Below are 21,807 nucleotides of genomic sequence, written 5' to 3' on the forward strand. Positions count from 1 at the left end.
CCTGGTTTTGGGGCTGCTGCGCAGCCCAGCGCGGGACAAGCCCGCTCACCACAGAGTTATGTATAAGCCTTTGAGAGTTGTGTAGATAGCTATGCTCCGATAGCAGTGGGTCAGTCTCAGTATCTTTAACTGAGCCACCGCCATCGGGAGCAAGCTCCCTCCCACAATGATTTTTGCACAGCCTGTCAGCCGCAGCAGTTTCCCGCTGCCAACTCTTTGAGTATCGGACAGTCCGGTCGATGATCGCCCTGGCAGTGCTCCATCAGGTCCTGCAAGGTATCGCGCAGTTGCTCCAGCTCGCGAATCTTGTGGTTCAACTCGTCAATGTGCTGGCGGGCCAGGGCCTTCACGTCGGCGCTGGCCCGTTGCCGGTCCTGCCACAGGGTCAGCAGCTTGCCGACCTCTTCCAATGAAAACCCCAGATCCCGCGAGCGTTTGATAAACGCCAACGTGTGCAAATCCTGCGGGCCGTACACACGGTAGCCGCTGTCCGTGCGGTGGGCGGCTTTGAGCAGGCCGATGGATTCGTAGTAGCGAATCATCTTCGCGCTCAGCCCGCTTTGGCGAGCGGCTTGGCCGATGTTCATGGGCGTTGATCCTCCAGGTCCTTGGGTTTCCAGGTTTTCAACAGCAGAGCATTGCTCACCACGCTGACGCTGGACAAGGCCATGGCCGCGCCCGCCAGCACCGGGTTGAGCAGGCCGAATGCGGCCAGGGGGATACCGATCAAGTTATACACAAAGGCCCAGAACAGGTTCTGGCGGATTTTTGCATAGGTCTTGCGGCTGATCTCCAGGGCGGCCGGCACCAAGCGCGGGTCGCCGCGCATCAGGGTGATCCCGGCGGCGTGCATGGCCACGTCGGTGCCGCCGCCCATGGCGATGCCGATATCGGCGGCAGCCAGGGCTGGGGCGTCGTTGATGCCGTCACCGACCATCGCCACTACGCCGGTTTTTTTAAGCGCGGCGACGGTGGCGGCCTTATCGGCGGGCAGTACTTCGGCGTGCACATCGTCGATGCCCAACGCTTGCGCGACCACGCGGGCGCTGCCGCGATTGTCGCCGGTCAGTAAATGGCTGCTGATGTGCCGGGCCTTGAGTTGCTCAACGGCTGCCAACGCACCGGGCTTGAGGGTGTCGCCAAAGGCGAACAGCCCGAGCACGCGCGGTTGCGGGCCCTGTTCGATCAGCCAGGACAAGGTGCGGCCTTCGGCTTCCCAGTCGTTGGCGGAGCCTGCCAGGTCCCCCGCGCTCAAGCCGCTTTCCTCCAGCAGGCGGCGATTGCCCAGAGCCAATGGCCGGCCGTCGAGGGTGCCTGCAATACCGCGTCCGGTCAGGGATTGGCTGGCGCTCACATCCGCCACCTTCAGCCCTTGTTCGTTACAGGCATCCAGCACGGCCTTGGCCAGCGGATGTTCGCTGCCACGTTGCAGCGCGCCGGCCTGTTGCAGCAGCACGGCTTGATTGCCATCCACCGCGACCAGGTGCGCGATCTTTGGCGTGCCGGAGGTAAGGGTGCCGGTCTTGTCGAAGACCACGGCGCTCACCTCATGGGCGCGTTCCAGGGCTTCGGCGTCTTTGATCAGGATGCCATAGCGGGCGGCAACACCCGTGCCGGCCATGATTGCAGTCGGCGTGGCCAGCCCGAGGGCGCAGGGGCAGGCGATCACCAGCACCGCCACGGCGTTGATAATCGCCGTTTCCAGCGACGCACCGTACAGCCACCAACCCACCAGCGTGAGCAACGCCAGTACCAGTACGGCGGGGACGAAGACCTGGCTGACTTTATCCACCAGTTTCTGAATCGGCGCCTTGGCGGCCTGGGCGTCTTCCACCAGGCGGATGATGCGTGCCAACACACTTTCAGCGCCAAGGGCGGTGGTGCGCACCAGCAGGCGACCTTCACCATTGATGGCGCCGCCGGTGACGTTATCGCCGGGTTGTTTGGGTACCGGCAGGCTTTCGCCGCTGATCAGCGCCTCGTCGGCATGGCTTTGGCCTTCGATCACTTCACCGTCCACCGGGAAACGCTCGCCGGGTTTGACCAGCACCTGGTCATTGAGCTGCAGCGCGCTGATCGCGACATCCTCTTCGCGCCCATCCTGTACACGCAGGGCGCGTTCAGGGCGCAAGGCCTCCAGGGCTCGGATGGCACTCGCGGTCTGGCGTTTGGCGCGGCTTTCCAGGTATTTGCCCAGCAGCACCAGGGCGATCACCACCGCCGATGCTTCAAAGTACAGGTGCGGCGCCATTCCAGCCTGGGCGGTGAGCCATTCGTAAATACTCAGGCCATAACCGGCGCTGGTGCCGATGGCCACCAGCAAGTCCATATTGCCGGCACCGGCGCGCACAGCTTTCCAGGCGGCTATATAGAAGCGCGCACCAAAGATGAATTGCACGGGGGTGGCGAGGGCGAATTGCACCCAGGCCGGGAGCATCCAGTGCAGGCCGAAGGGCTCTACCAGCATCGGCAGCACCAACGGCAGGGCCAGCGCAATCGCCAGCAGCAGCGACCAACGCTCGCGGTGCCGGCGCTGGGCTTGATCGGTCTCGGTGGCTATTTCGCTTTGGGGCAGGCTCGCGCTGTAACCGGCCTTGTCGACGGCAGCGATCAGCACGGCGGGGTCCATCTGGCCCTGCACTTGAACGTGGGCACGCTCATTGGCCAGGTTGACGCTGACGCTTTGCACCCCCGGCACCTTGCCCAGCGCACGCTCGACACGCCCGGCGCAACTGGCGCAGGTCATGCCGCTGATGGGCAGATCAAAGGTGGTGGATCCATTCATGGGGCAGTCCTCCAGGAGAAGTTGCCCCTAGGATCAACCTTGACCTGTGGGTAAGGTCAAGCGCCTTCAGTAGTCCAATGCAGCGGCTTTGAGGTACATGCCGTCCGGGCCTTGGGCAATCCGCAGCTTGCGTACATCACCGGCCTTGAGCGTGATGTTCCGCGCGGGCGGGGCGAGCAGGCCTGGCAGGCAGCCCGGCGCCTGGCCCGGCAGCAGTTTCAGGCGCAGTGACACATCGCCAGCGGGCAGGTTGAAGGAGGTGGCCTGTTCCTGGAACAGCCGGCCGGCCAGTTGGTCATTCAGGTAGAGGCCGATCTCGCAGTTGGTCAGCACTTCCAGGCGCTCCCGGGAAATGATCAGCACCGCATAGTCTTGATCGGCACTGGCCATGGGCGCAGCGGCAGACAAACTCATCAAGCCGGCAAGGGCAAAAAACGACCAGCGCATGGCGAATGCTCCGTGGTATGAATCAAAGATGGCTCAAGCTTGGCCGACAGTGCCGCCGAATACCAGCCCGGCCGATTTTTTCAGAACTTGACCTTGCCATCGTGGCAAGGTCGAGACTGGTTTCAACCTCATCAAAGGAGTCATGTCATGCAAGTATTCAGCGTTGAAGGAATGACCTGCGGCCATTGCGTCAAGGCCGTGACCCAGGCGGTGCAGAGCCAGGACCCGGCGGCCAGTGTGAAGGTCGATCTGGCGGCAAAGGAAGTGGGCGTGGAAAGCCGCCTGTCTGCCGAAAAGGTGATCAGCCTGATCACCGAGGAAGGCTACAGCGCCACGCTCGCCTGATTTTAATAGTTAGCGAGCTATCGTTATGTTCAAGGCACCCAGGCCCGGCTAGACTGTCGGGCTGCCGACTCTCTTGGGTGCCTGATGAACCTTCGCATAATCCTGATCCTGGGTGCCTTGAGCGCCTTCGCGCCGCTGGCGATCGACTTTTACCTGCCGGGCTTTCCGGCAATGGCCACGGCCTTCGCCACCGATGAAAAACACATCCAGCTGACCCTGGCGGTGTACTTCGCCGGCCTGGCCATTGGCCAATTGATCTACGGCCCGCTGGCGGATCGTTTCGGCCGACGCGGGCCGCTGCTCAGCGGCGTGACCCTGTTCACCCTGGCCTCTTTCGCCTGCGCCTACGCGCCCTCCCTGGATTGGCTGATCGGCGCCCGCTTCGTGCAGGCCCTGGGCGGGTGCGCCGGCATGGTGATTTCCCGCGCGGTGGTCAGCGACAAATGCGACGCCGTGGGTTCGGCCAAAGTGTTTTCCCAATTGATGCTGGTGACCGGCCTGGCGCCCATCCTCGCGCCGCTGGCCGGCGGGGTGATGGTCGGGTTGTGGGGCTGGCAGTCGATCTTCCTGGCGTTGACGATCTTCAGTGTGATGGCCGCCGTTGCTGTGGCATTCGGCCTGCCCGAGACCTTCCCGGCCCATCAGCCGCGCCAGCCGTTGTCGGGCTCGTTGCGCCGCTACTTTGGGTTGCTGTCCGACCGGGTTTACCTCGGCTACGCCCTCACCGGCGCGCTGTCGATTGCCGGGATGTTTGCCTACATCGCCGGTTCACCGTTCGTGTTTATCAAGCTGTATGGCGTGCCCGCCGAGCATTACGGCTGGGTGTTTGGCTCCAACGCCGCAGGCTTCATCCTGGTGGCGCAGCTCAACGCACGCCTGCTGGCCAAGCGTGGCCCGGCGTTTTTGCTGTCGCGTTCGGTGTGGGTGTATCTGCTGGCAGGCCTGACGCTGCTGGGCATCACCGCGTTGCGCACTGATGCGCTGTGGCCATTGCTGGTGCCACTGTTTATCTGCATCGCCAGCCTGGGCTGCATTTTGCCCAATACCTCAGCCTGTGCGATGAGCGGGCAGGGCGCACGGGCCGGCAGTGCGTCGGCATTGCTTGGCTGCATCCAGTTTGGTGTGGCGGCGGGGGCGGCGTCGTTGGTGGGGGTGTTGCACGATGGCACGGCCATGCCGATGGCGATGGTCATCAGCCTGTGCGGTGTATTGGCGGTGACGGTGGCCGTGTCGACCCAGCGCCTGCAACGGGCGAGAGCCGCGCAAGCGCAGGTCTGACGAGCGGGTCAGCCAGCGGCGGAATGTTGCTGGCTGATTGGAAAGCGGTGGGGCGCCTGGATGCGCGCTTGCAGGGTATCGGCAAAGGCGCGTGCCTCGGCTTCAGTGTGAAAAGTAATCGCCTTCTGGTCCAGACGAACTTCCCACTGGGATTTTGCTAACGCTTTTATCAGGATCTTCATTGCTGACTTCCTCACGTAAAAGAATCGTGGCAAAGGCGGCCAATATAAACCCGAATACGCTCACAAATATGACAAAGATCAACTCTCTGACTAGCGGTGTCGTCCATTACTTACACGAATAAGGGACGACACTGACAGCCGTTATTTCAGAAGCCTTCCAGCACTATCTTGCCCTTGGCCTTGCCGCTTTCCAGCAGGGCGTGGGCGCGGCGCAGGTTCGCTGCATTGATCACACCGAAGTGCTCGCCCACCGTGGTTTCCAGGGTGCCGGCGTCGATCAGCTCGGCCACCCGATTGAGCAGGTTGTGTTGCTCAATCATGTCTGGCGTCTCGAACATCGAGCGCGTGTACATGAACTCCCAATGCAGCGACAGGCTCTTGCGCTTGAGCTTGCTCACGTCCAATGCCTTGGGGTCGTCGATCAGTGCCAGTTTGCCCTGGGGCTGTAGGGCTTCTACCAGTTGATCCAGGTGATGGTCGGTCTGGGTCAGGCTGGCAACGTGGGTCACCTGCGGGTGGCCGGCGTGTTTCAGCGCTTCGCTCAGCGGTTGGCTGTGGTCGATCACCAGATCGGCGCCGAGCGCCTTGGCCCATGCCTGTGTTTCCGGGCGCGAGGCGGTACCGATCACTTTCAATGCGGTGAGCTGGCTGGCCAGTTGGGTCAGGATCGAACCGACGCCACCGGCAGCGCCGACGATGAGCAGGCTCTGGCCTTCGTCGTCTTTACCCTCACGCACTTGCAGGCGCTCGAATAGCAGTTCCCAAGCGGTGATGGCGGTCAGCGGCAGCGCGGCGGCTTCGGCAAAGCCCAGGCTCTTGGGCATATGGCCGACGATACGCTCGTCCACGGTGTGCAGTTCACTGTTGCCGCCTGGGCGTACCAGGGAGCCGGCGTAGAACACCTTGTCGCCGACCTTGAACAGGCTCACGTCACTGCCGACCGCCTTGACCACACCGGCGACGTCCCATCCGAGCACCTTGGCGGCGCCGTTTTCCGGGGCGACGTTCTGGCGCACCTTGGTATCCACCGGGTTCACCGAGATGGCTTTGACTTCCACCAGCAGGTCGCGAGGGCCGGCGACGGGCTCCGGCAATTCGATGTCTTGCAGGGATTTTTCATCGGTGATGGGCAGTGATGCGTAGTAGGCAATGGCTTTCATGGGGGCTCCAAAACAGCAGGTGAACGGGATGGGCAAATAATTGGTTATTTCCCAAGAACATAAAAGCCGCTAAAACAGCACTCTGTTTCAATAGAATTTTGATAATCGGGGGGAGCATGCTGCGCTTTGATGATTTGCAGTTGTTTGTGCGCGCGGCCGACCTGGGCAGTTTGTCGGCGGCGGCGCGGGTGATGGACCTGTCGCCCGCCGTGGCCAGCGCGGCACTCAAGCGTATCGAGCAACAGTTGGGCACACGTTTGCTGGCGCGCTCCACCCGCAGCCTGCGCCTGACGGCCGAAGGTGAAGGCTTTCTGGAGTATGCCCGCGCCGCGTTGAGTTCTCTGGATGAAGGGCGGCGCCTGTTGGCCAGCGGCCAGGACCATGTCAGCGGTGTGCTGCAACTGTCGGCCCCCTCGGATTTTGGCCGCAACCAACTGCTGCCGTGGTTGGACGAATTCCAGCGTGAGTACCCGCAGCTCACCGTGCGCCTGTTGTTGGGTGACCGGATTGCCGACCTGTTTCGCCAGCCGGTGGACATTGCCCTGCGCTATGGCGAACCCGAGGATTCCAGCCTGGTTGCACTGCCCGTCGCGCCGCACAACGTTCGTGTGCTGTGCGCGGCGCCCAGTTATCTCGCACGCCACGGTGAGCCGCGACATCTGGAGCAATTGGCCCAGCACAATTGCCTGCTGTATATGCTCGGCAGTCGCGTGCATGACCACTGGACCTTTCACGACGGCAAGCGCGACGTCAGCCTGACGGTCAGTGGCGACCGCTTCAGCGACGATGCCGACGTGGTGCGCCGCTGGGCCGTCGCCGGTGTAGGCATTGCCTATAAATCCTGGCTGGATGTGAGCACCGACGTGCTGGCCGGGCGCCTGCGCCTGATCCTGCCGGAGCTGCGCGGCGAGCGCACACCGCTCAATCTGTTGTGCGCGCATCGCGCGCAGTTGAGCAAACCCATCAACCTGTTGCGAGAAATGCTCGTGTCTCGCTGTGCGAGATTGACCGCTCAATTGCCGGAGCGATTAGGCGCTAAGTAAATAGCCTCCATCACACAAGGAAATTTCACTCAGATGCTGTCCCTATTCGCGCTGTAAGACGCTAAGGAACTGCCGGTTTACGCCCCTATACTTTGGCGCCAACCGCAGTACAAAAATAAGTCGACAGGGAGTGAATCGATGGAAGAGGCACCATGCATCAGTCAGATCGCCAGCTTGCTCGCTGAGCCAAAACGCACCGCCATGCTCTGGTCCCTGATGGACGGCTCGGCCAAGTCCTCTGAGGAACTGGCTACGCTTGCCGGGCTGTCGCCGGCCTCGGCCAATGCGCATCTGGCACGGCTGACTGGGAGTGGTTTGCTACGGATCGAAGCCCGGCGCGGTAAACGGCTGTTCCGCGTGGCGGCTGTCGACGTGAGCGTCGCCATCGATGCCTTGGCCAGTACCACCCTGGCCAGCGCAATACGCAGTTCGCCGGATGCTCCACCCTTGGCGTTGGTGGCGCCACCATTGTTGCGTCATGTTCGGCTGTGCCGGGGTCACCTCGGCGGTGAGCTGGCGGCGGGGCTGTATGAACGGATGTTGGTGGCGGGGTGGATCGAGCGTCGCGAGCAACGCATTGAAGTCACGGTCAAGGGTGTGCAGCAATTGGCGGGCCTGGGTATTTTTACTCAAGCCCTGGCATCACCGCTGGTGTGCGACTGTTTCGATTGGAGCCAGCAGCAACCGCACCTGGGTGGCGCGTTGGGCGCGGGGCTGTTGCAGTTGTTCCTGCAATCGAACTGGATCAGCCTGGTCAACGAGGCCCGGGCCGTGGTGGTCAACGACGTCGGGGTGGCGGAAATCGCCCGATTGGCTGCGCTGTAGGAGCAAACGCCCTCGTCACAGGCGCTCACTCCCACATTTGCTTACGTCACGGCTTTACGAGTCGCGCATCCAGGCTGTTCTGCGCCAGACGTTTGGCCTGGTCCTGGGTCATGTCCAGAGAGGTGTACAGCGCGTGGAAGTTCTCGGTGACATAACCACCAAAGTACGCCGGGTCATCGGAGTTCACGGTCACCTTCACACCACGTTCCAGCATGTCGAGGATATTGTGCTGGGCCATGTCGTCGAACACGCAAAGCTTGGTGTTGGACAGCGGGCACACGGTCAGCGGGATCTGCTCGTCGATAATGCGCTGCATCAGGCGCTCGTCTTCGATGGCGCGCACACCGTGGTCGATTCGCTGGATTTTCAGCAGGTCGATGGCTTCCCAGATGTACTCCGGTGGGCCTTCTTCGCCGGCGTGGGCAACGGTGAGGAAGCCTTCATGACGGGCCCGGTCGAACACCCGCTGGAACTTGCTCGGCGGGTGGCCCATCTCGGAGCTGTCCAGGCCCACGGCCACGAACGCGTCACGGAACGGCAGCGCCCGGTCGAGGGTTTTCTGCGCTTCGTCTTCGCTCAGGTGGCGCAGGAAGCTGAGGATCAAGCCGCTGGTGATGCCCAGTTGCTGCTCGCCATCTTTGAGTGCAGCAGCGATGCCGTTGAGCACGACTTCGAACGGTACGCCACGGTCGGTGTGGGTTTGCGGGTCGAAGAAGGGTTCGGTGTGGATCACGTTCTGTTCTTTGCAGCGCAGCAGGTAGGCCCAGGTCAGGTCGTAGAAGTCCTGGGAGGTGCGCAGCACATCGGCGCCCTTGTAATACAGGTCGAGAAACTCTTGCAGGTTGTTGAAGGCGTAGGCCTTGCGCAGGGTTTCGACGTCGTTCCATGGCAGCGCAATCTTGTTGCGCTCGGCCAGGGCGAACAGCAGCTCAGGCTCCAGCGAGCCTTCCAGGTGCAGGTGCAGTTCAGCCTTGGGCAGGGCGTTGAGCCAATCGTACATGTCTAAATTCTCATCAGGTGCAATGGGCGCATTCTACAGGTCATGGCTGAAATAATCGGTAAAACCTGACCGGCAGGAGAGTATTCGTTTAATTCACGCAATAGGGTTCTGAACTAAGGTGTAACGAAACGTTAGCAGCGTGGCGCAGTCTGTACCCCATCAATGACTGATTTGCTGTACGAAAAGGCCCCGAATGCTCTCCTCTCTCAAGCAAGAAAAATTCATGCTGTTGGCGCTGATTGCCGCCATCGCCGCCTACCCGCTGGAGCACTGGATGCTGCACAGCGGGCAAATGGTCGCGCTGCTGGCAGGCGTGGCGCTGATCGGTTTTATCGTGGTGGCGTCCATGCGTGTGGCCCATCACGCCGAGCAATTGGCGGAAAAAGTCGGCGACCCTTACGGCACGATGATCCTGACCCTGGCCGCCGTGCTGGTGGAAGTGGTGATTCTGGCGATCATGATGAGCAACGAGCCGTCGCCCACCTTGGTGCGTGACACCATTTACTCCGCGGTAATGCTGGATATCAACGGCATCCTCGGCCTGGCCGCGTTGATGGGCGGCATCAAACATGGCGAGCAGTCCTACAACGATGACTCGGCGCGCACCTACAGCGTGATGATCCTGACGGCCATGGGCGTGTCAATGGTGGTGCCGGAATTTATCCCCGAAGCCGACTGGAAAATTTACTCAGCCTTCACCATTGGCGCGATGGTGGTGCTCTATACCCTGTTCCTGCGCATGCAGGTGGGGCCTCACAGTTATTTCTTCAGCTACAGCTACCCGGAAAAACGCCGCAAGAAACTGCCGGAAGAGGAGCAGACGCCGCCGGTGAACCTGGCGTTCTCCATTGGCACGCTGGTGTTTGGCGTGATTGTGATTGGCGCGCTGGCCGAGGTGATGTCCAAAACCCTCGACCTGGGTCTGGAAGGCACGGGCGCACCGCCAGTGATCACGGCGATTGTGGTCGCGGCGATCTCGGCAGCACCGGAAATCCTGACAGCGTTGCGCGCTGCATTGGCCAATCGCATGCAGTCAGTGGTGAACATTGCGCTGGGTGCGTCGTTGTCGACGGTGATTTTGACAGTGCCGGTGATGGAGGTGATGGCGCTCTACACTGGCCAGCCGTTCCAGATGGCGATGACGCCAGTGCAAACCGTGATGGTGTTTATCACGTTGATTGTCAGCGCGATCAACCTCAACGATGGCGAAACCAATGCCATCGAAGGGATGACCCATTTTGTGTTGTTTGCGACGTTTATCATGTTGTCTCTGCTGGGGTTGTAGGAACACAGCAGATAAAGGTGTGGGAGAGGTCAAACCCTCGCCCACCTTTTGAAGTGTGTTTGCTTAGGTTCCGGCGATCAGTTGTCGGGCTGCCTGGGTGTGGTCGGCGATCAAGCCTTTCAGGTCCAGCCCTTCCACCTGGCCATCAATGACCCGCCATTTGCCCCCTACCATCACCCGGTCTGCCCGATCCGCACCACACAGCAGCAGCGCCGAAATCGGATCATGGCTGCCGGAGAACCGCAGCTCATCGAGTTTGAACAGCGCCAGGTCGGCCTGTTTGCCGACGGCCAACTCACCAATATCCGTACGCCCCAGCAACTGCGCCGAACCTTTGGTAGCCCAACCGAGCACGCCTTGCGGGGTGATTTTTTCCGCGCCGTAACGCAGGCGCTGGATGTACAGGGCCTGGCGGGTTTCGAGGATCATGTTCGACGCGTCGTTGGAGGCGGAACCGTCCACGCCCAGGCCGATCGGCGCGCCGGCAGCCAGCAGGTCGAGGGTCGGACAGATGCCGGACGCCAGGCGCATATTCGAGCTTGGGCAGTGGCAGATCCCGGTACCGGCGGCGCCGAGGCGGGCAATTTCATCCGGGTTGAAATGAATGCCATGGGCCAGCCAGGTGCGTGGGCCAAGCCAGCCGACGCTGTCGAGGTAATCCACGGTGCGCAGGCCGAAGCGTTGCAGGCAGAAATCTTCTTCGTCGAGGGTTTCCGCCAAGTGGGTGTGCAGGCGCACGTCGAGGCTGTTGGCCAGTTCGGCGCTGGCTTGCATGATTTGCGGGGTGACGGAGAACGGCGAGCAGGGCGCCAGGGCGATCTGGATCTGCGCGCCGTCGCCACGCTCGTGGTATTCGTGGATCAAGCGCTGGCTGTCGTCGAGGATCACTTGGCCTTGTTGCACGGTCTGTTGCGGCGGCAGGCCACCGTCGGCTTCGCCCAGGCTCATGGAGCCTCGGGTGAGCATCGCGCGCATGCCCAGTTCGCGCACACTTTCCACTTGCACATCGATGGCATTTTCCAGGCCGTCGGGGAACAGATAGTGGTGGTCGGCCGCGGTGGTGCAGCCGGAGAGCAGCAACTCAGCCAGTGCGACCTTGGTGGCCAGGGCGAGCTTTTCCGGGGTCAGCCGCGCCCACACCGGGTACAGGGTTTTCAGCCAGGGAAACAACGGCTGGTTGACCACTGGCGCCCAGGCGCGGGTGAGGGTCTGATAGAAGTGATGGTGGGTGTTGATCAACCCCGGCAGGACCACATGCTCGCGGGCATCGAACACCTCGGCACAGGGCTGTGCGGGTGCTTGCCCCTGGGCCAGCACTTCGGTGATCACACCGTCTTGCAGCACCAGGCCGCCACGGGCATCGAGGCCATTGGCAGTGAAAATCGCGAGGGGGTTTTTTAACCAGATACGGGTCGCAGGCATTGGCCGGCTCCTCTGAATGATGGGTTCAGGTTTGCCAGCTCAGTGTTGCCCTGTCTGCTGATCCAGGGTCGCCCGTGAGGGCGAGCTGGGTAGATTACGTGTAGTTCGGGATCTGGTCTACTCGTAGGAAAAAGACGCTATCAATGGGGTGTTTACCAGGCGATGGTGTCGCCTTTGTAGTCCACGAAGTGGTGGCCGCCTTTACCGGTGTAGGCATTTACCTGATCCACCAGGCCGCGCACGCTGGTGTCGACATCAATGTGCGCGTTTTCGCCGCCCATGTCGGTCTTTACCCAGCCTGGGTGCAGCGACAGCACGGTGAGCTTGTGGTCGCCCAGTTGTGTGATGAAGCTGTTGGTCATGGAGTTGAGCGCGGCCTTGCTGGCCTTGTACAGCGCCAGGTCCGAGCCGTCGGGGATGGTCACGCTGCCCAGCACCGAACTCATGAATGCGAGCACGCCGCTGTCTTTGCGGATCTGTCCGACAAAGCGCTGGGCCAGGTTGATCGGCGCCACGGCGTTGGTGAAAAACAGTTGACCGACTTCCGCCAGGGTGGCGTGGCCAGGTTCCTGGTTGGCCGGACCTTTGACGCCGGCGTTGACGAAGAGCAGGTCGAAGGTGCGCTCTTTGAGGCGCTGGGCCAGGGCGATCACGGCTTGCTGATCGTCCATGTCGAGTTTTTCGATCTGTACCGGGCCCACGGCTTTCAGGGCATCGGCCTTGCTCGGATCACGTACGGTGGCGGTTACGTCCCAGCCGTCCTGGAGCAGTTGCTTGACCAAGCCAAGGCCCAGCCCGCGCGAGGCGCCGATGATCAGTGCGGTTTTTGGCGTAGACATGAAAAGCTTCCTTTGGAGTCGCGGTTCAGGGGGATTCAGCAAATTACAGTAACAGTTTCAGCGTTGCAGCAGGATACGCCCACGGCTCAGGTCGGCAAGCTGCGCCTGGAGCGTGTCGATGTGCGCCTCACCCAGTGCCAGTTGCAGGTCGACGCCGTTGGCAGTGAAGGTTTCTTCGATCACCAGCCCGCCCAGTTCGGCGATGCGCAGTTTCACCAGGTTCAACTCGGAGAAACCACAGGCGCAACTCAACGGCACGCGGCTGATCAGTTCGAGGCGCTCGGCATTCTGCAGGCATTTATTCGCACCGCCGCCATAGGCACGGGCGAGGCCGCCGGTGCCCAGTTGGATGCCGCCGTACCAGCGAATCACCAACACGGCGACCTGATCAAAGCCCTGGGCTTCGATAGCTGCCAGAATCGGTCGCCCGGCAGTGCCACCGGGTTCGCCGTCGTCACTGCTGCGGTATTGGTCGGCCAGCTTCCAGGCCCAGCAGTTGTGCGTGGCGTTCAGGTCGCTGTGTTGCTCGAAAAATGCCTGGGCGTCCTGTGGGCTGGTGATTGGCGCGGCGAGGGTGATGAAGCGGCTTTTGCGTATTTCTTCACGAAATTCGCAAAGACCGGTGAGCGTGAAAGGCATAAGTGGCTTCGTCTAGAGGGCCGGCTTGATGCCGCAGCCTTTGAGAATGATGTGAATCAGGTTCGTGCCCGCGTCTTCCATGTCTTGCTTGGTCAGCTTGGTGCGACCGGTGACGCGGCAGATCTGCGTGGCGAAGTCGGCGTAGTGCTGGGTGCTGCCCCATAGCAGGAAGATCAGGTGTACCGGGTCGATGGGGTCCATCTTGCCCGCGTCGATCCAGGCCTGGAACACGGCCGCTCGGCCACTGAACCAGGTGCGGTAGTCCTGGCTGAAATATTCGGTGAGGCATTCGCCGCCGCTGATGATTTCCATCGCAAAGATCCGCGAGGCCTGGGGTTGGCGTCGCGAAAACTCCATCTTGGCGCGGATGTAGCGGGAGAGGGCCACGGCCGGGTCGTCCTCGGCGGTCAGCGTGTTGAAGGTGCTGTCCCACAGTTCGAGGATATTGCTGAGCACGGCGATATACAGGCCCAGCTTGTTGGTGAAGTAGTAGTGCAAGTTGGCCTTCGGCAATCCGGCACTGGCAGCAATGGTGTTCATGCTGGTGCCCTTGTAGCCATGGCGCGCGAATTCATCTTCAGCAGCCTGGAGAATCGCTTGTTCGTTCTTTTGCCGAATGCGGCTGGCGGGCTTACCGGCGTGGTTGCTGTGGGCAGGAACTTCGAGGCTCATGGAGATTACCGTGCTGATCGATAGAGACGACGTGTGCACAGATAACCCACCCTCAAGCCTCAGACAAGTCCTGATGCAATAAAACCCTTAAAGCGGTTCCAGTGTGTCGCTTTCCGGCGCGTGGTTTGCGGCAGCTTCAGTCGCCTTGGACTCCGGCAGCAGGAGGCACAGTACGATGGCCGTCAGCCCGCCGCTGGTGATGGCCGAGTCAAACAGGTTCTGCACCAGCGTCGGCATCAGGTGCAGCAAGTTCGGTTGCGCGGCGATGCCCAGGCCGACGCCAAACGACGTGGCGATGATCAGCATGCTGCGGCGGTCCAGCGGCGCCTGGGCAAGGATGCGCACGCCTGCGGCCGCCACACTGCCGAACATCACCAGGGTCGCGCCGCCCAATACGGGTTTGGGGATTTGCTGCAACACCGCGCCAATCAACGGAAACAAGCCGAGGCAAAACAGCACCACGCCTATATATAAGCCAACGTAACGGCTGGCGACGCCGGTGAGTTGGATCACGCCGTTGTTCTGAGCAAAGGTGGTGTTGGGGAAGGCGCTGAAGGTGGCGGCAATCATGCAGCTCACACCATCACCCAGCACGCCGCCTTTGAGTCGGCTTATATAAGAAGGGCCGCTGATGGGCTGGCGCGCGATCATGCAGTTGGCGGTGAGGTCGCCGACCGTTTCGATGCTGCTGATCAGGTAAATCAGCGCGATCGGTAGGAAAGCGCTCCAGTCGAAGTTGAAGCCAAAGCGAAAAGGTATTGGCAGACTCATCAGAGGCAAGTCTGGCAGGGCCTGGGGCACCAGTTTTCCGCTGAACCAGGCCGCGAGGCTGCCAAGCGCGAGGCCGATGATGATGGCCGAGAGCCGCACCCACGGCGTGTTGGAGCGGTTGAGCAGGATGATCGTCAGCACCACGAACAGGCCCAACGCAAGGTTGGTGGGCGCACCGAAATCCGCTGCATTGAAGCCACCGCCGAGGTCGGTGATACCCACTTTGATCAGGCTGATGCCGATGAGCGTGATGACAATCCCGGTCACCAACGGCGTGATGACTCGGCGTAGTTGGCCGATAAAACGGCTCAGCACGATCTGCACCACGGCACCGAAAAAGCACACGCCGAAGATCATCGCCATGATGTCTTCCGGGCTGCCGCCGCGTTGTTTCACCAGGAAACCCGCCGACAGCACCGCGCCAAGAAAGGCAAAGCTGGTGCCTTGCAGGCAGATCATCCCCGCGCCGATGCCAAATGGCCTGCGCGCCTGGATGAACGTGCCGACACCGGAAACCATCAACGCCATGCTGATCAGGTAGGGCAAATGGGCGGTCAGGCCCAGGGTGGAGCCGATGATCAGTGGCGGGGTGATGATGCCGACAAACGCCGCCAGCACATGTTGCAGTGCGGCCAAAAAGGCTGGCGCCGGTTTGGGACGGTCGTTGAGGCCGTAGATCAGGTCGCTGGGGCTGCTAGATTCTGATGGCATGGCGGGTTAACTCAAGGCGGATGGTTCATGTTCCATCTGTCCTTGCAAAAAGCTGTCCAGTTGCTCAGCTTTTAGCGTAAGGCCCGTGCTAGCGCGTTGTGGCCAGACTGTCGAGGAAGCTTTCCAGCACCAAATGAGGGCGACGTCCCTTGCGGGTGACCGATGCGAGGCTTAAATCGTAAAAACGTGTAGCCGATTTCAGCGCGCGCAGTCGGCCTTGTTGCACCCACAGGCTGGCGTAGTGGTCGGGCAAGTAACCGATGTAACGGCCGGTGAGAATCAGGAACGCCATGCCTTCGCGGTCCGAGGCGCTGGCGGTGCAGTTAAGGGCTTGGTAATGGGCCTGGATTTCAGCAGGCAGGCGGAAGGTCGGTGCGATGGCGTCCTGGCTGTCGATGCGCTCGTCGTCCAATTGCTTGTCGTCGGCGTAAAACAGCGGGTGGCCGACTGCGCAGTAGAGCAGCGAGCGTTCGCTATATAACGGTTGGTACTCCAATCCGGAGAGGGCGCTGGCCTGTGGCACTACACCGACATGCAGGCGACCGTCGAGTACGCCTTGTTCGACCTCATTGGGGGCAATCATGCGGATCTGGATCTGCACGTCCGGGCCGCGTTCCTTTAATTGGGCCAGGGCGTGAGTAATGCGCATATGGGGCAGGGTGACGAGGTTGTCGGTAAGGCCGATGATCAACTCTCCGCGCAAATGCTGGTGCAGGCCGTTGACCTCGGTGCGGAAACTTTCCAGCGCACTTAAGAGTTGCAAGGCCGATTGATAAACCTCGCGGCCCTCTTCCGTCAGGGAAAAACCTGCGCGGCCGCGTTGGCACAGACGTAATCCGAGACGCTGTTCAAGGTCGCTCATTTGCTGGCTGATGGCCGAGCGCCCGATGCCGAGTACGGTTTCCGCCGCCGAGAACCCACCGCACTCCACCACACTGCGAAAGATGCGCAGCAGACGAATATCAAAGTCGCTGACTTGGGCCAGGGGATCGGGTCGACGGCTGCTCATAGTTTAGTGAAGGCCTGACTGAAGGTTAGAAGAGTTGAATTTCACCGACTTTATCGTCATGGCAATTTAGCTGCAAGAACGCTTTTCAATCCCGACGCTGCCTTTTGCCCTGCGAGGTTTTGCTGATGAACATGCCCGAAAACGCCCCATCGTCCCTGGCCAGCCAATTGAAGTTGGATGCGCACTGGATGCCCTACACCGCCAACCGCAACTTCCAGCGAGACCCACGTTTGATCGTGGCCGCCGAAGGCAGCTGGTTGACCGATGACAAGGGCCGCAAGGTGTACGACTCGCTGTCAGGCTTGTGGACGTGCGGCGCAGGGCACACGCGTAAGGAAATCCAGGAAGCGGTCGCCAAGCAATTGGGCACCTTGGACTACTCCCCCGGGTTCCAGTACGGTCATCCGTTGTCCTTCCAGCTGGCGGAAAAGATTACCGACTTGACCCCAGGCAACCTGAATCATGTGTTCTTCACCGACTCCGGTTCCGAGTGCGCTGATACGGCGGTGAAGATGGTGCGGGCTTACTGGCGCCTGAAAGGCCAGGCCACCAAGACCAAGATGATCGGCCGCGCCCGTGGTTATCACGGTGTGAACATCGCAGGCACTAGCCTGGGCGGTGTCAACGGCAACCGTAAGATGTTTGGCCAGGCGATGATGGACGTCGACCATCTGCCGCACACCTTGCTGGCGAGCAATGCGTTCTCCCGTGGTATGCCTGAGCTGGGTGGCATCGCGTTGGCCGATGAGCTGCTCAAGCTGATCGAACTGCATGACGCGTCCAACATCGCGGCAGTGTTTGTCGAGCCGATGGCTGGCTCCGCGGGCGTGCTGGTGCCACCGCAGGGTTATCTCAAGCGCCTGCGTGAAATCTGCGATCAGCATAATATTCTGCTGGTGTTCGACGAAGTGATCACCGGTTTCGGCCGTACCGGCTCGATGTTTGGCGCCGACAGCTTTGGCGTGACCCCGGACCTGATGTGCATCGCCAAGCAAGTCACCAACGGCGCGATTCCAATGGGCGCGGTGATTGCCAGCAGCGAGATCTATCAGACCTTCATGAACCAGGCGACGCCTGAGTACGCGGTGGAATTCCCCCACGGCTATACCTACTCGGCGCACCCCGTCGCTTGCGCGGCTGGCCTGGCGGCACTCGACCTGTTGCAGAAGGAAAACCTGGTGCAGAGCGTAGCCGAAGTCGCTCCGCACTTTGAGAATGCGCTGCACGGCTTGAAGGGCAGCAAGAACGTGATCGACATTCGTAACTATGGCCTGGCCGGTGCGATCCAAATTGCCCCGCGTGACGGTGATGCCATCGTGCGTCCATTCGAGGCCGGCATGGCCTTGTGGAAAGCCGGTTTCTACGTGCGTTTTGGTGGTGACACTCTGCAGTTCGGGCCAACCTTCAACAGCAAGCCGCAGGACCTGGACCGCCTGTTTGATGCGGTCGGCGAAGTGCTGAACAAGATCGACTGATTTCTCCTTCTATATAGAACAACTTTTCAGGAGTCCTGCATGAGCCTTATCCAGCATTTGATCAACGGTGAGTTGGTCAACGACAGCGGTCGCAGTGCCGACGTGTACAACCCGTCCACCGGCCAGGTGATTCACCAGGTGCCGTTGGCCAGCCGTGAAACCATTCAACAGGCGATCGACTCAGCCAAAGTCGCATTCCCGGCTTGGCGCAATACGCCGCCGGCCAAGCGTGCCCAAGTGATGTTTCGTTTCAAGCAGTTGCTGGAGCAGAACGAAGCGCGCATCTCGCAGTTGATCAGCGAGGAGCATGGCAAGACCCTGGAAGACGCGGCGGGTGAGTTGAAGCGCGGTATCGAGAACGTTGAGTACGCGTGCTCGGCGCCGGAGATTCTGAAGGGCGAGTACAGCCGCAACGTGGGTCCGAACATTGATGCCTGGTCGGACTTCCAGCCTTTGGGCGTGGTGGCGGGTATTACGCCGTTCAACTTCCCGGCGATGGTGCCGCTTTGGATGTATCCGCTGGCAATCGTGTGCGGTAACTGTTTCATCCTGAAACCTTCTGAGCGTGATCCCAGTTCGACGTTGTTGATTGCGCAATTGTTGCAGGAAGCCGGCCTGCCTAAGGGTGTGTTGAGTGTGGTGCATGGCGACAAGGGCGCGGTGGATGCGCTGATTGAGGCGCCGGAAGTGAAGGCGCTGAGTTTTGTGGGATCGACGCCGATTGCCGAGTACATCTACTCCGAAGCGACCAAGCGCGGAAAACGCGTACAGGCGCTGGGTGGGGCGAAGAACCATGCGGTGCTGATGCCGGATGCGGATCTGGATAACGCAGTCAGTGCCTTGATGGGCGCGGCATATGGTTCTTGCGGTGAGCGTTGCATGGCGATCTCGGTGGCGGTGTGCGTGGGTGACCAGGTTGCGGATGCATTGATCGCCAAGTTGGTGCCGCAGATCAAGGCGCTGAAGATTGGCGCTGGCACGACCTGTGGGTTGGATATGGGGCCGCTGGTGACAGGGCAGGCACGGGATAAGGTCAGCGGCTATATAGAAGACGGTGTGGCTTCGGGGGCGGAGCTTGTGGTTGATGGCCGTGGATTGAGCATTGCCGGGAATGAAGAGGGCTTCTTCCTCGGTGGCAGCCTGTTTGACCGTGTGACGCCTGAGATGCGTATCTATAAGGAGGAGATATTCGGGCCTGTGTTGTGCGTGGTGCGGGTGAGCAGTTTGGAAGCGGCGATGCAACTGATCAACGACCACGAATATGGCAACGGGACGTGTATCTTCACGCGTGATGGTGAAGCGGCTCGTCTGTTCTGTGATGAGATTGAAGTGGGCATGGTTGGGGTGAACGTTCCACTTCCAGTGCCGGTGGCTTATCACAGCTTTGGTGGCTGGAAGCGCTCGCTGTTTGGCGATCTGCATGCCTATGGGCCGGACGGGGTGCGTTTCTATACCCGTCGCAAGGCAATTACCCAGCGTTGGCCGCAGCGGGCGAGCCATGAAGCGTCGCAGTTCGCTTTCCCTAGCCTGTAAGGCTTGGTAGGCGCAAAGCCGGCCCCCGGGGCCGGCTTTTGCGTTTCAGGGGCATTTTTGACTTATATGACAGAAATATGAAAAAGAAGGTTGACGCCAGATTCTGGGAGCCTATAATTCGCCCCACTTCCGGCGCAGTCGAAACGGAAAACTCCTTGGTAAACAATGAGTTGCGCAGTTTTCGGCAGCAGGTTGCTTCAGTTTATCGAAGCCAAAAGGAAGTTGAAAAAGAGGTGTTGACAGCAGCGTGTAACGCTGTAGAATTCGCCTCCCGCTGATGAGAGATCCTCAGCGCAAGTGGTTGAAGTTGTTAAGGATTCCTTGAAAACTTCTGAAAATAATCACTTGACAGCAAATGAGGCTGCTGTAGAATGCGCGCCTCGGTTGAGACGAAAGATCTTAACCAACCGCTCTTTAACAACTGAATCAAGCAATTCGTGTGGGTGCTTGTGGAGTCAGACTGATAGTCAACAAGATTATCAGCATCACAAGTTACTCCGCGAGAAATCAAAGATGTAACCAACGATTGCTGAGCCAAGTTTAGGGTTTCTTAAAAACCCAAAGATGTTTGAACTGAAGAGTTTGATCATGGCTCAGATTGAACGCTGGCGGCAGGCCTAACACATGCAAGTCGAGCGGTAGAGAGAAGCTTGCTTCTCTTGAGAGCGGCGGACGGGTGAGTAATGCCTAGGAATCTGCCTGGTAGTGGGGGATAACGTTCGGAAACGGACGCTAATACCGCATACGTCCTACGGGAGAAAGCAGGGGACCTTCGGGCCTTGCGCTATCAGATGAGCCTAGGTCGGATTAGCTAGTTGGTGGGGTAATGGCTCACCAAGGCGACGATCCGTAACTGGTCTGAGAGGATGATCAGTCACACTGGAACTGAGACACGGTCCAGACTCCTACGGGAGGCAGCAGTGGGGAATATTGGACAATGGGCGAAAGCCTGATCCAGCCATGCCGCGTGTGTGAAGAAGGTCTTCGGATTGTAAAGCACTTTAAGTTGGGAGGAAGGGCAGTTACCTAATACGTGATTGTTTTGACGTTACCGACAGAATAAGCACCGGCTAACTCTGTGCCAGCAGCCGCGGTAATACAGAGGGTGCAAGCGTTAATCGGAATTACTGGGCGTAAAGCGCGCGTAGGTGGTTTGTTAAGTTGGATGTGAAATCCCCGGGCTCAACCTGGGAACTGCATTCAAAACTGACTGACTAGAGTATGGTAGAGGGTGGTGGAATTTCCTGTGTAGCGGTGAAATGCGTAGATATAGGAAGGAACACCAGTGGCGAAGGCGACCACCTGGACTGATACTGACACTGAGGTGCGAAAGCGTGGGGAGCAAACAGGATTAGATACCCTGGTAGTCCACGCCGTAAACGATGTCAACTAGCCGTTGGGAGCCTTGAGCTCTTAGTGGCGCAGCTAACGCATTAAGTTGACCGCCTGGGGAGTACGGCCGCAAGGTTAAAACTCAAATGAATTGACGGGGGCCCGCACAAGCGGTGGAGCATGTGGTTTAATTCGAAGCAACGCGAAGAACCTTACCAGGCCTTGACATCCAATGAACTTTCTAGAGATAGATTGGTGCCTTCGGGAACATTGAGACAGGTGCTGCATGGCTGTCGTCAGCTCGTGTCGTGAGATGTTGGGTTAAGTCCCGTAACGAGCGCAACCCTTGTCCTTAGTTACCAGCACGTAATGGTGGGCACTCTAAGGAGACTGCCGGTGACAAACCGGAGGAAGGTGGGGATGACGTCAAGTCATCATGGCCCTTACGGCCTGGGCTACACACGTGCTACAATGGTCGGTACAGAGGGTTGCCAAGCCGCGAGGTGGAGCTAATCCCATAAAACCGATCGTAGTCCGGATCGCAGTCTGCAACTCGACTGCGTGAAGTCGGAATCGCTAGTAATCGCGAATCAGAATGTCGCGGTGAATACGTTCCCGGGCCTTGTACACACCGCCCGTCACACCATGGGAGTGGGTTGCACCAGAAGTAGCTAGTCTAACCTTCGGGAGGACGGTTACCACGGTGTGATTCATGACTGGGGTGAAGTCGTAACAAGGTAGCCGTAGGGGAACCTGCGGCTGGATCACCTCCTTAATCGACGACATCAGCTGCTCCATAAGTTCCCACACGAATTGCTTGATTCATTGAAGAAGACGATAAAGAAGCAGCCCGAAATTGGGTCTTTAGCTCAGTTGGTTAGAGCGCACCCCTGATAAGGGTGAGGTCGGCAGTTCGAATCTGCCCAGACCCACCAATTTTGTGTGGGAAACGCCTGTAGAAATACGGGGCCATAGCTCAGCTGGGAGAGCGCCTGCCTTGCACGCAGGAGGTCAACGGTTCGATCCCGTTTGGCTCCACCACTACTGCTTCTGT

At 59.9% G+C, this 21,807-nt stretch carries 19 protein-coding genes, 2 tRNA genes and 1 rRNA gene; 10 read left to right on the forward strand and 12 right to left on the reverse strand.

The features are described 5' to 3' along the window. Positions 1–185: 185 nt before the first annotated feature. The 3 genes from cueR to AB3G88_RS03260 all read right to left on the reverse strand — a co-directional run bounded on the left by cueR (position 186) and on the right by AB3G88_RS03260 (position 3,232). Positions 186–587: a Cu(I)-responsive transcriptional regulator gene (gene cueR, locus AB3G88_RS03250; RefSeq protein WP_112193266.1), complete on the reverse strand. Its 402-nt coding sequence runs from the start codon at positions 585–587 to the stop codon at positions 186–188. Then, positions 584–2,785, reverse strand: a complete 2,202-nt coding sequence (locus AB3G88_RS03255) for a heavy metal translocating P-type ATPase (protein ID WP_480453190.1) — start codon at positions 2,783–2,785, stop codon at positions 584–586. The genes cueR and AB3G88_RS03255 overlap by 4 nt, the downstream gene beginning before the upstream one ends. A gap of 66 nt (positions 2,786–2,851) precedes the next feature. Next, positions 2,852–3,232 (reverse strand): hypothetical protein, encoded by a 381-nt coding sequence (locus AB3G88_RS03260; RefSeq protein WP_480453192.1) that lies wholly within the window; start codon positions 3,230–3,232, stop codon positions 2,852–2,854. A 147-nt stretch (positions 3,233–3,379) separates the two neighbouring features. Here AB3G88_RS03260 and AB3G88_RS03265 point away from each other — a divergent pair, with 147 nt between their 5' ends. Together AB3G88_RS03265 and AB3G88_RS03270 are read left to right on the forward strand one after the other, a co-directional pair. Next, positions 3,380–3,577, forward strand: coding sequence for a heavy-metal-associated domain-containing protein (locus AB3G88_RS03265; RefSeq protein WP_480453194.1), 198 nt, complete (start codon positions 3,380–3,382; stop codon positions 3,575–3,577). Between the two features lie 84 nt (positions 3,578–3,661). Then, positions 3,662–4,855 carry a multidrug effflux MFS transporter gene (locus AB3G88_RS03270; RefSeq protein ID WP_099583562.1) on the forward strand — a complete coding sequence of 398 codons (1,194 nt, stop codon included), beginning with the start codon at positions 3,662–3,664 and terminating at the stop codon, positions 4,853–4,855. An 8-nt stretch (positions 4,856–4,863) separates the two neighbouring features. Here the strand turns inward: AB3G88_RS03270 and AB3G88_RS03275 are convergent, their stop codons facing one another. Together AB3G88_RS03275 and AB3G88_RS03280 are read right to left on the reverse strand one after the other, a co-directional pair. Further along, entirely contained in the window at positions 4,864–5,037 is a 174-nt protein-coding gene (locus AB3G88_RS03275) for a hypothetical protein (protein WP_177411507.1), read from the reverse strand. Between the two features lie 146 nt (positions 5,038–5,183). Continuing rightward, positions 5,184–6,197, reverse strand: a complete 1,014-nt coding sequence (locus AB3G88_RS03280; protein ID WP_099583561.1) for a zinc-binding alcohol dehydrogenase family protein — start codon at positions 6,195–6,197, stop codon at positions 5,184–5,186. 116 nt (positions 6,198–6,313) lie between these two features. On the opposite strand from AB3G88_RS03280, the gene AB3G88_RS03285 reads away from it, so the two are divergent. Further along, positions 6,314–7,240: a transcription regulator VimR gene (locus tag AB3G88_RS03285; RefSeq protein ID WP_480453197.1), complete on the forward strand. Its 927-nt coding sequence runs from the start codon at positions 6,314–6,316 to the stop codon at positions 7,238–7,240. A 138-nt stretch (positions 7,241–7,378) separates the two neighbouring features. Continuing rightward, complete coding sequence (locus tag AB3G88_RS03290; RefSeq protein ID WP_099583559.1) at positions 7,379–8,065, forward strand: ArsR/SmtB family transcription factor; 687 nt, start codon at positions 7,379–7,381, stop codon at positions 8,063–8,065. Between the two features lie 46 nt (positions 8,066–8,111). Here AB3G88_RS03290 and AB3G88_RS03295 read toward each other — a convergent pair whose 3' ends face one another. Beyond that, positions 8,112–9,065: an adenosine deaminase gene (locus AB3G88_RS03295; protein WP_480453199.1), complete on the reverse strand. Its 954-nt coding sequence runs from the start codon at positions 9,063–9,065 to the stop codon at positions 8,112–8,114. Between the two features lie 193 nt (positions 9,066–9,258). Between AB3G88_RS03295 and AB3G88_RS03300 the strand changes: the two genes are divergently transcribed. Next, positions 9,259–10,350 carry a calcium:cation antiporter gene (locus AB3G88_RS03300; protein ID WP_480453200.1) on the forward strand — a complete coding sequence of 364 codons (1,092 nt, stop codon included), beginning with the start codon at positions 9,259–9,261 and terminating at the stop codon, positions 10,348–10,350. Between the two features lie 63 nt (positions 10,351–10,413). Here AB3G88_RS03300 and AB3G88_RS03305 read toward each other — a convergent pair whose 3' ends face one another. The 6 genes from AB3G88_RS03305 to AB3G88_RS03330 all read right to left on the reverse strand — a co-directional run bounded on the left by AB3G88_RS03305 (position 10,414) and on the right by AB3G88_RS03330 (position 16,413). Next, positions 10,414–11,772, reverse strand: a complete 1,359-nt coding sequence (locus AB3G88_RS03305) for an 8-oxoguanine deaminase (protein ID WP_099583556.1) — start codon at positions 11,770–11,772, stop codon at positions 10,414–10,416. A gap of 152 nt (positions 11,773–11,924) precedes the next feature. Beyond that, the gene (locus AB3G88_RS03310) at positions 11,925–12,611 is read right to left on the reverse strand and encodes an SDR family oxidoreductase (protein WP_099583555.1); all 687 of its coding nucleotides are present in this window, start codon (positions 12,609–12,611) and stop codon (positions 11,925–11,927) included. Between the two features lie 57 nt (positions 12,612–12,668). Next, complete coding sequence (locus AB3G88_RS03315; protein WP_480453204.1) at positions 12,669–13,250, reverse strand: IMPACT family protein; 582 nt, start codon at positions 13,248–13,250, stop codon at positions 12,669–12,671. A 12-nt stretch (positions 13,251–13,262) separates the two neighbouring features. Beyond that, positions 13,263–13,922: a TetR/AcrR family transcriptional regulator gene (locus AB3G88_RS03320; RefSeq protein WP_099583553.1), complete on the reverse strand. Its 660-nt coding sequence runs from the start codon at positions 13,920–13,922 to the stop codon at positions 13,263–13,265. An 87-nt stretch (positions 13,923–14,009) separates the two neighbouring features. Next, positions 14,010–15,404, reverse strand: coding sequence for a uracil-xanthine permease family protein (locus AB3G88_RS03325; protein ID WP_480453206.1), 1,395 nt, complete (start codon positions 15,402–15,404; stop codon positions 14,010–14,012). A gap of 88 nt (positions 15,405–15,492) precedes the next feature. Then, on the reverse strand, positions 15,493–16,413 hold the full coding sequence (locus AB3G88_RS03330; protein ID WP_099583551.1) for a LysR family transcriptional regulator: 921 nt from the start codon (positions 16,411–16,413) through the stop codon (positions 15,493–15,495). Between the two features lie 125 nt (positions 16,414–16,538). Here AB3G88_RS03330 and aptA point away from each other — a divergent pair, with 125 nt between their 5' ends. The 5 genes from aptA to AB3G88_RS03355 all read left to right on the forward strand — a co-directional run bounded on the left by aptA (position 16,539) and on the right by AB3G88_RS03355 (position 21,794). Next, a complete protein-coding gene (gene aptA, locus AB3G88_RS03335; RefSeq protein WP_032887096.1) occupies positions 16,539–17,888 on the forward strand; it encodes an omega-aminotransferase AptA in 1,350 nt (449 codons plus the stop codon). 39 nt (positions 17,889–17,927) lie between these two features. Then, the gene (locus AB3G88_RS03340; protein WP_112193287.1) at positions 17,928–19,421 is read left to right on the forward strand and encodes a CoA-acylating methylmalonate-semialdehyde dehydrogenase; all 1,494 of its coding nucleotides are present in this window, start codon (positions 17,928–17,930) and stop codon (positions 19,419–19,421) included. Positions 19,422–19,991: 570 nt separating this feature from the next. Continuing rightward, positions 19,992–21,528 (forward strand): 16S ribosomal RNA (locus AB3G88_RS03345). An 83-nt stretch (positions 21,529–21,611) separates the two neighbouring features. After that, a tRNA-Ile gene (locus tag AB3G88_RS03350) sits at positions 21,612–21,688 on the forward strand. A 30-nt stretch (positions 21,689–21,718) separates the two neighbouring features. Then, positions 21,719–21,794, forward strand: a tRNA-Ala gene (locus AB3G88_RS03355). Positions 21,795–21,807: the final 13 nt, after the last annotated feature.

Source organism: Pseudomonas arvensis (assembly GCF_056688935.1).

What these genes read in the sequence shown, in the direction of transcription:
- cueR (WP_112193266.1), bottom strand. Translation starts at nt 587, where the DNA reads ATGAACATCGGCCAAGCCGCTCGCCAAAGCGGGCTGAGCGCGAAGATG.
- AB3G88_RS03255 (WP_480453190.1), bottom strand. Translation starts at nt 2,785, where the DNA reads ATGAATGGATCCACCACCTTTGATCTGCCCATCAGCGGCATGACCTGC.
- AB3G88_RS03260 (WP_480453192.1), bottom strand. Translation starts at nt 3,232, where the DNA reads ATGCGCTGGTCGTTTTTTGCCCTTGCCGGCTTGATGAGTTTGTCTGCC.
- AB3G88_RS03265 (WP_480453194.1), top strand. Translation starts at nt 3,380, where the DNA reads ATGCAAGTATTCAGCGTTGAAGGAATGACCTGCGGCCATTGCGTCAAG.
- AB3G88_RS03270 (WP_099583562.1), top strand. Translation starts at nt 3,662, where the DNA reads ATGAACCTTCGCATAATCCTGATCCTGGGTGCCTTGAGCGCCTTCGCG.
- AB3G88_RS03275 (WP_177411507.1), bottom strand. Translation starts at nt 5,037, where the DNA reads ATGAAGATCCTGATAAAAGCGTTAGCAAAATCCCAGTGGGAAGTTCGT.
- AB3G88_RS03280 (WP_099583561.1), bottom strand. Translation starts at nt 6,197, where the DNA reads ATGAAAGCCATTGCCTACTACGCATCACTGCCCATCACCGATGAAAAA.
- AB3G88_RS03285 (WP_480453197.1), top strand. Translation starts at nt 6,314, where the DNA reads ATGCTGCGCTTTGATGATTTGCAGTTGTTTGTGCGCGCGGCCGACCTG.
- AB3G88_RS03290 (WP_099583559.1), top strand. Translation starts at nt 7,379, where the DNA reads ATGGAAGAGGCACCATGCATCAGTCAGATCGCCAGCTTGCTCGCTGAG.
- AB3G88_RS03295 (WP_480453199.1), bottom strand. Translation starts at nt 9,065, where the DNA reads ATGTACGATTGGCTCAACGCCCTGCCCAAGGCTGAACTGCACCTGCAC.
- AB3G88_RS03300 (WP_480453200.1), top strand. Translation starts at nt 9,259, where the DNA reads ATGCTCTCCTCTCTCAAGCAAGAAAAATTCATGCTGTTGGCGCTGATT.
- AB3G88_RS03305 (WP_099583556.1), bottom strand. Translation starts at nt 11,772, where the DNA reads ATGCCTGCGACCCGTATCTGGTTAAAAAACCCCCTCGCGATTTTCACT.
- AB3G88_RS03310 (WP_099583555.1), bottom strand. Translation starts at nt 12,611, where the DNA reads ATGTCTACGCCAAAAACCGCACTGATCATCGGCGCCTCGCGCGGGCTG.
- AB3G88_RS03315 (WP_480453204.1), bottom strand. Translation starts at nt 13,250, where the DNA reads ATGCCTTTCACGCTCACCGGTCTTTGCGAATTTCGTGAAGAAATACGC.
- AB3G88_RS03320 (WP_099583553.1), bottom strand. Translation starts at nt 13,922, where the DNA reads ATGAGCCTCGAAGTTCCTGCCCACAGCAACCACGCCGGTAAGCCCGCC.
- AB3G88_RS03325 (WP_480453206.1), bottom strand. Translation starts at nt 15,404, where the DNA reads ATGCCATCAGAATCTAGCAGCCCCAGCGACCTGATCTACGGCCTCAAC.
- AB3G88_RS03330 (WP_099583551.1), bottom strand. Translation starts at nt 16,413, where the DNA reads ATGAGCAGCCGTCGACCCGATCCCCTGGCCCAAGTCAGCGACTTTGAT.
- aptA (WP_032887096.1), top strand. Translation starts at nt 16,539, where the DNA reads ATGAACATGCCCGAAAACGCCCCATCGTCCCTGGCCAGCCAATTGAAG.
- AB3G88_RS03340 (WP_112193287.1), top strand. Translation starts at nt 17,928, where the DNA reads ATGAGCCTTATCCAGCATTTGATCAACGGTGAGTTGGTCAACGACAGC.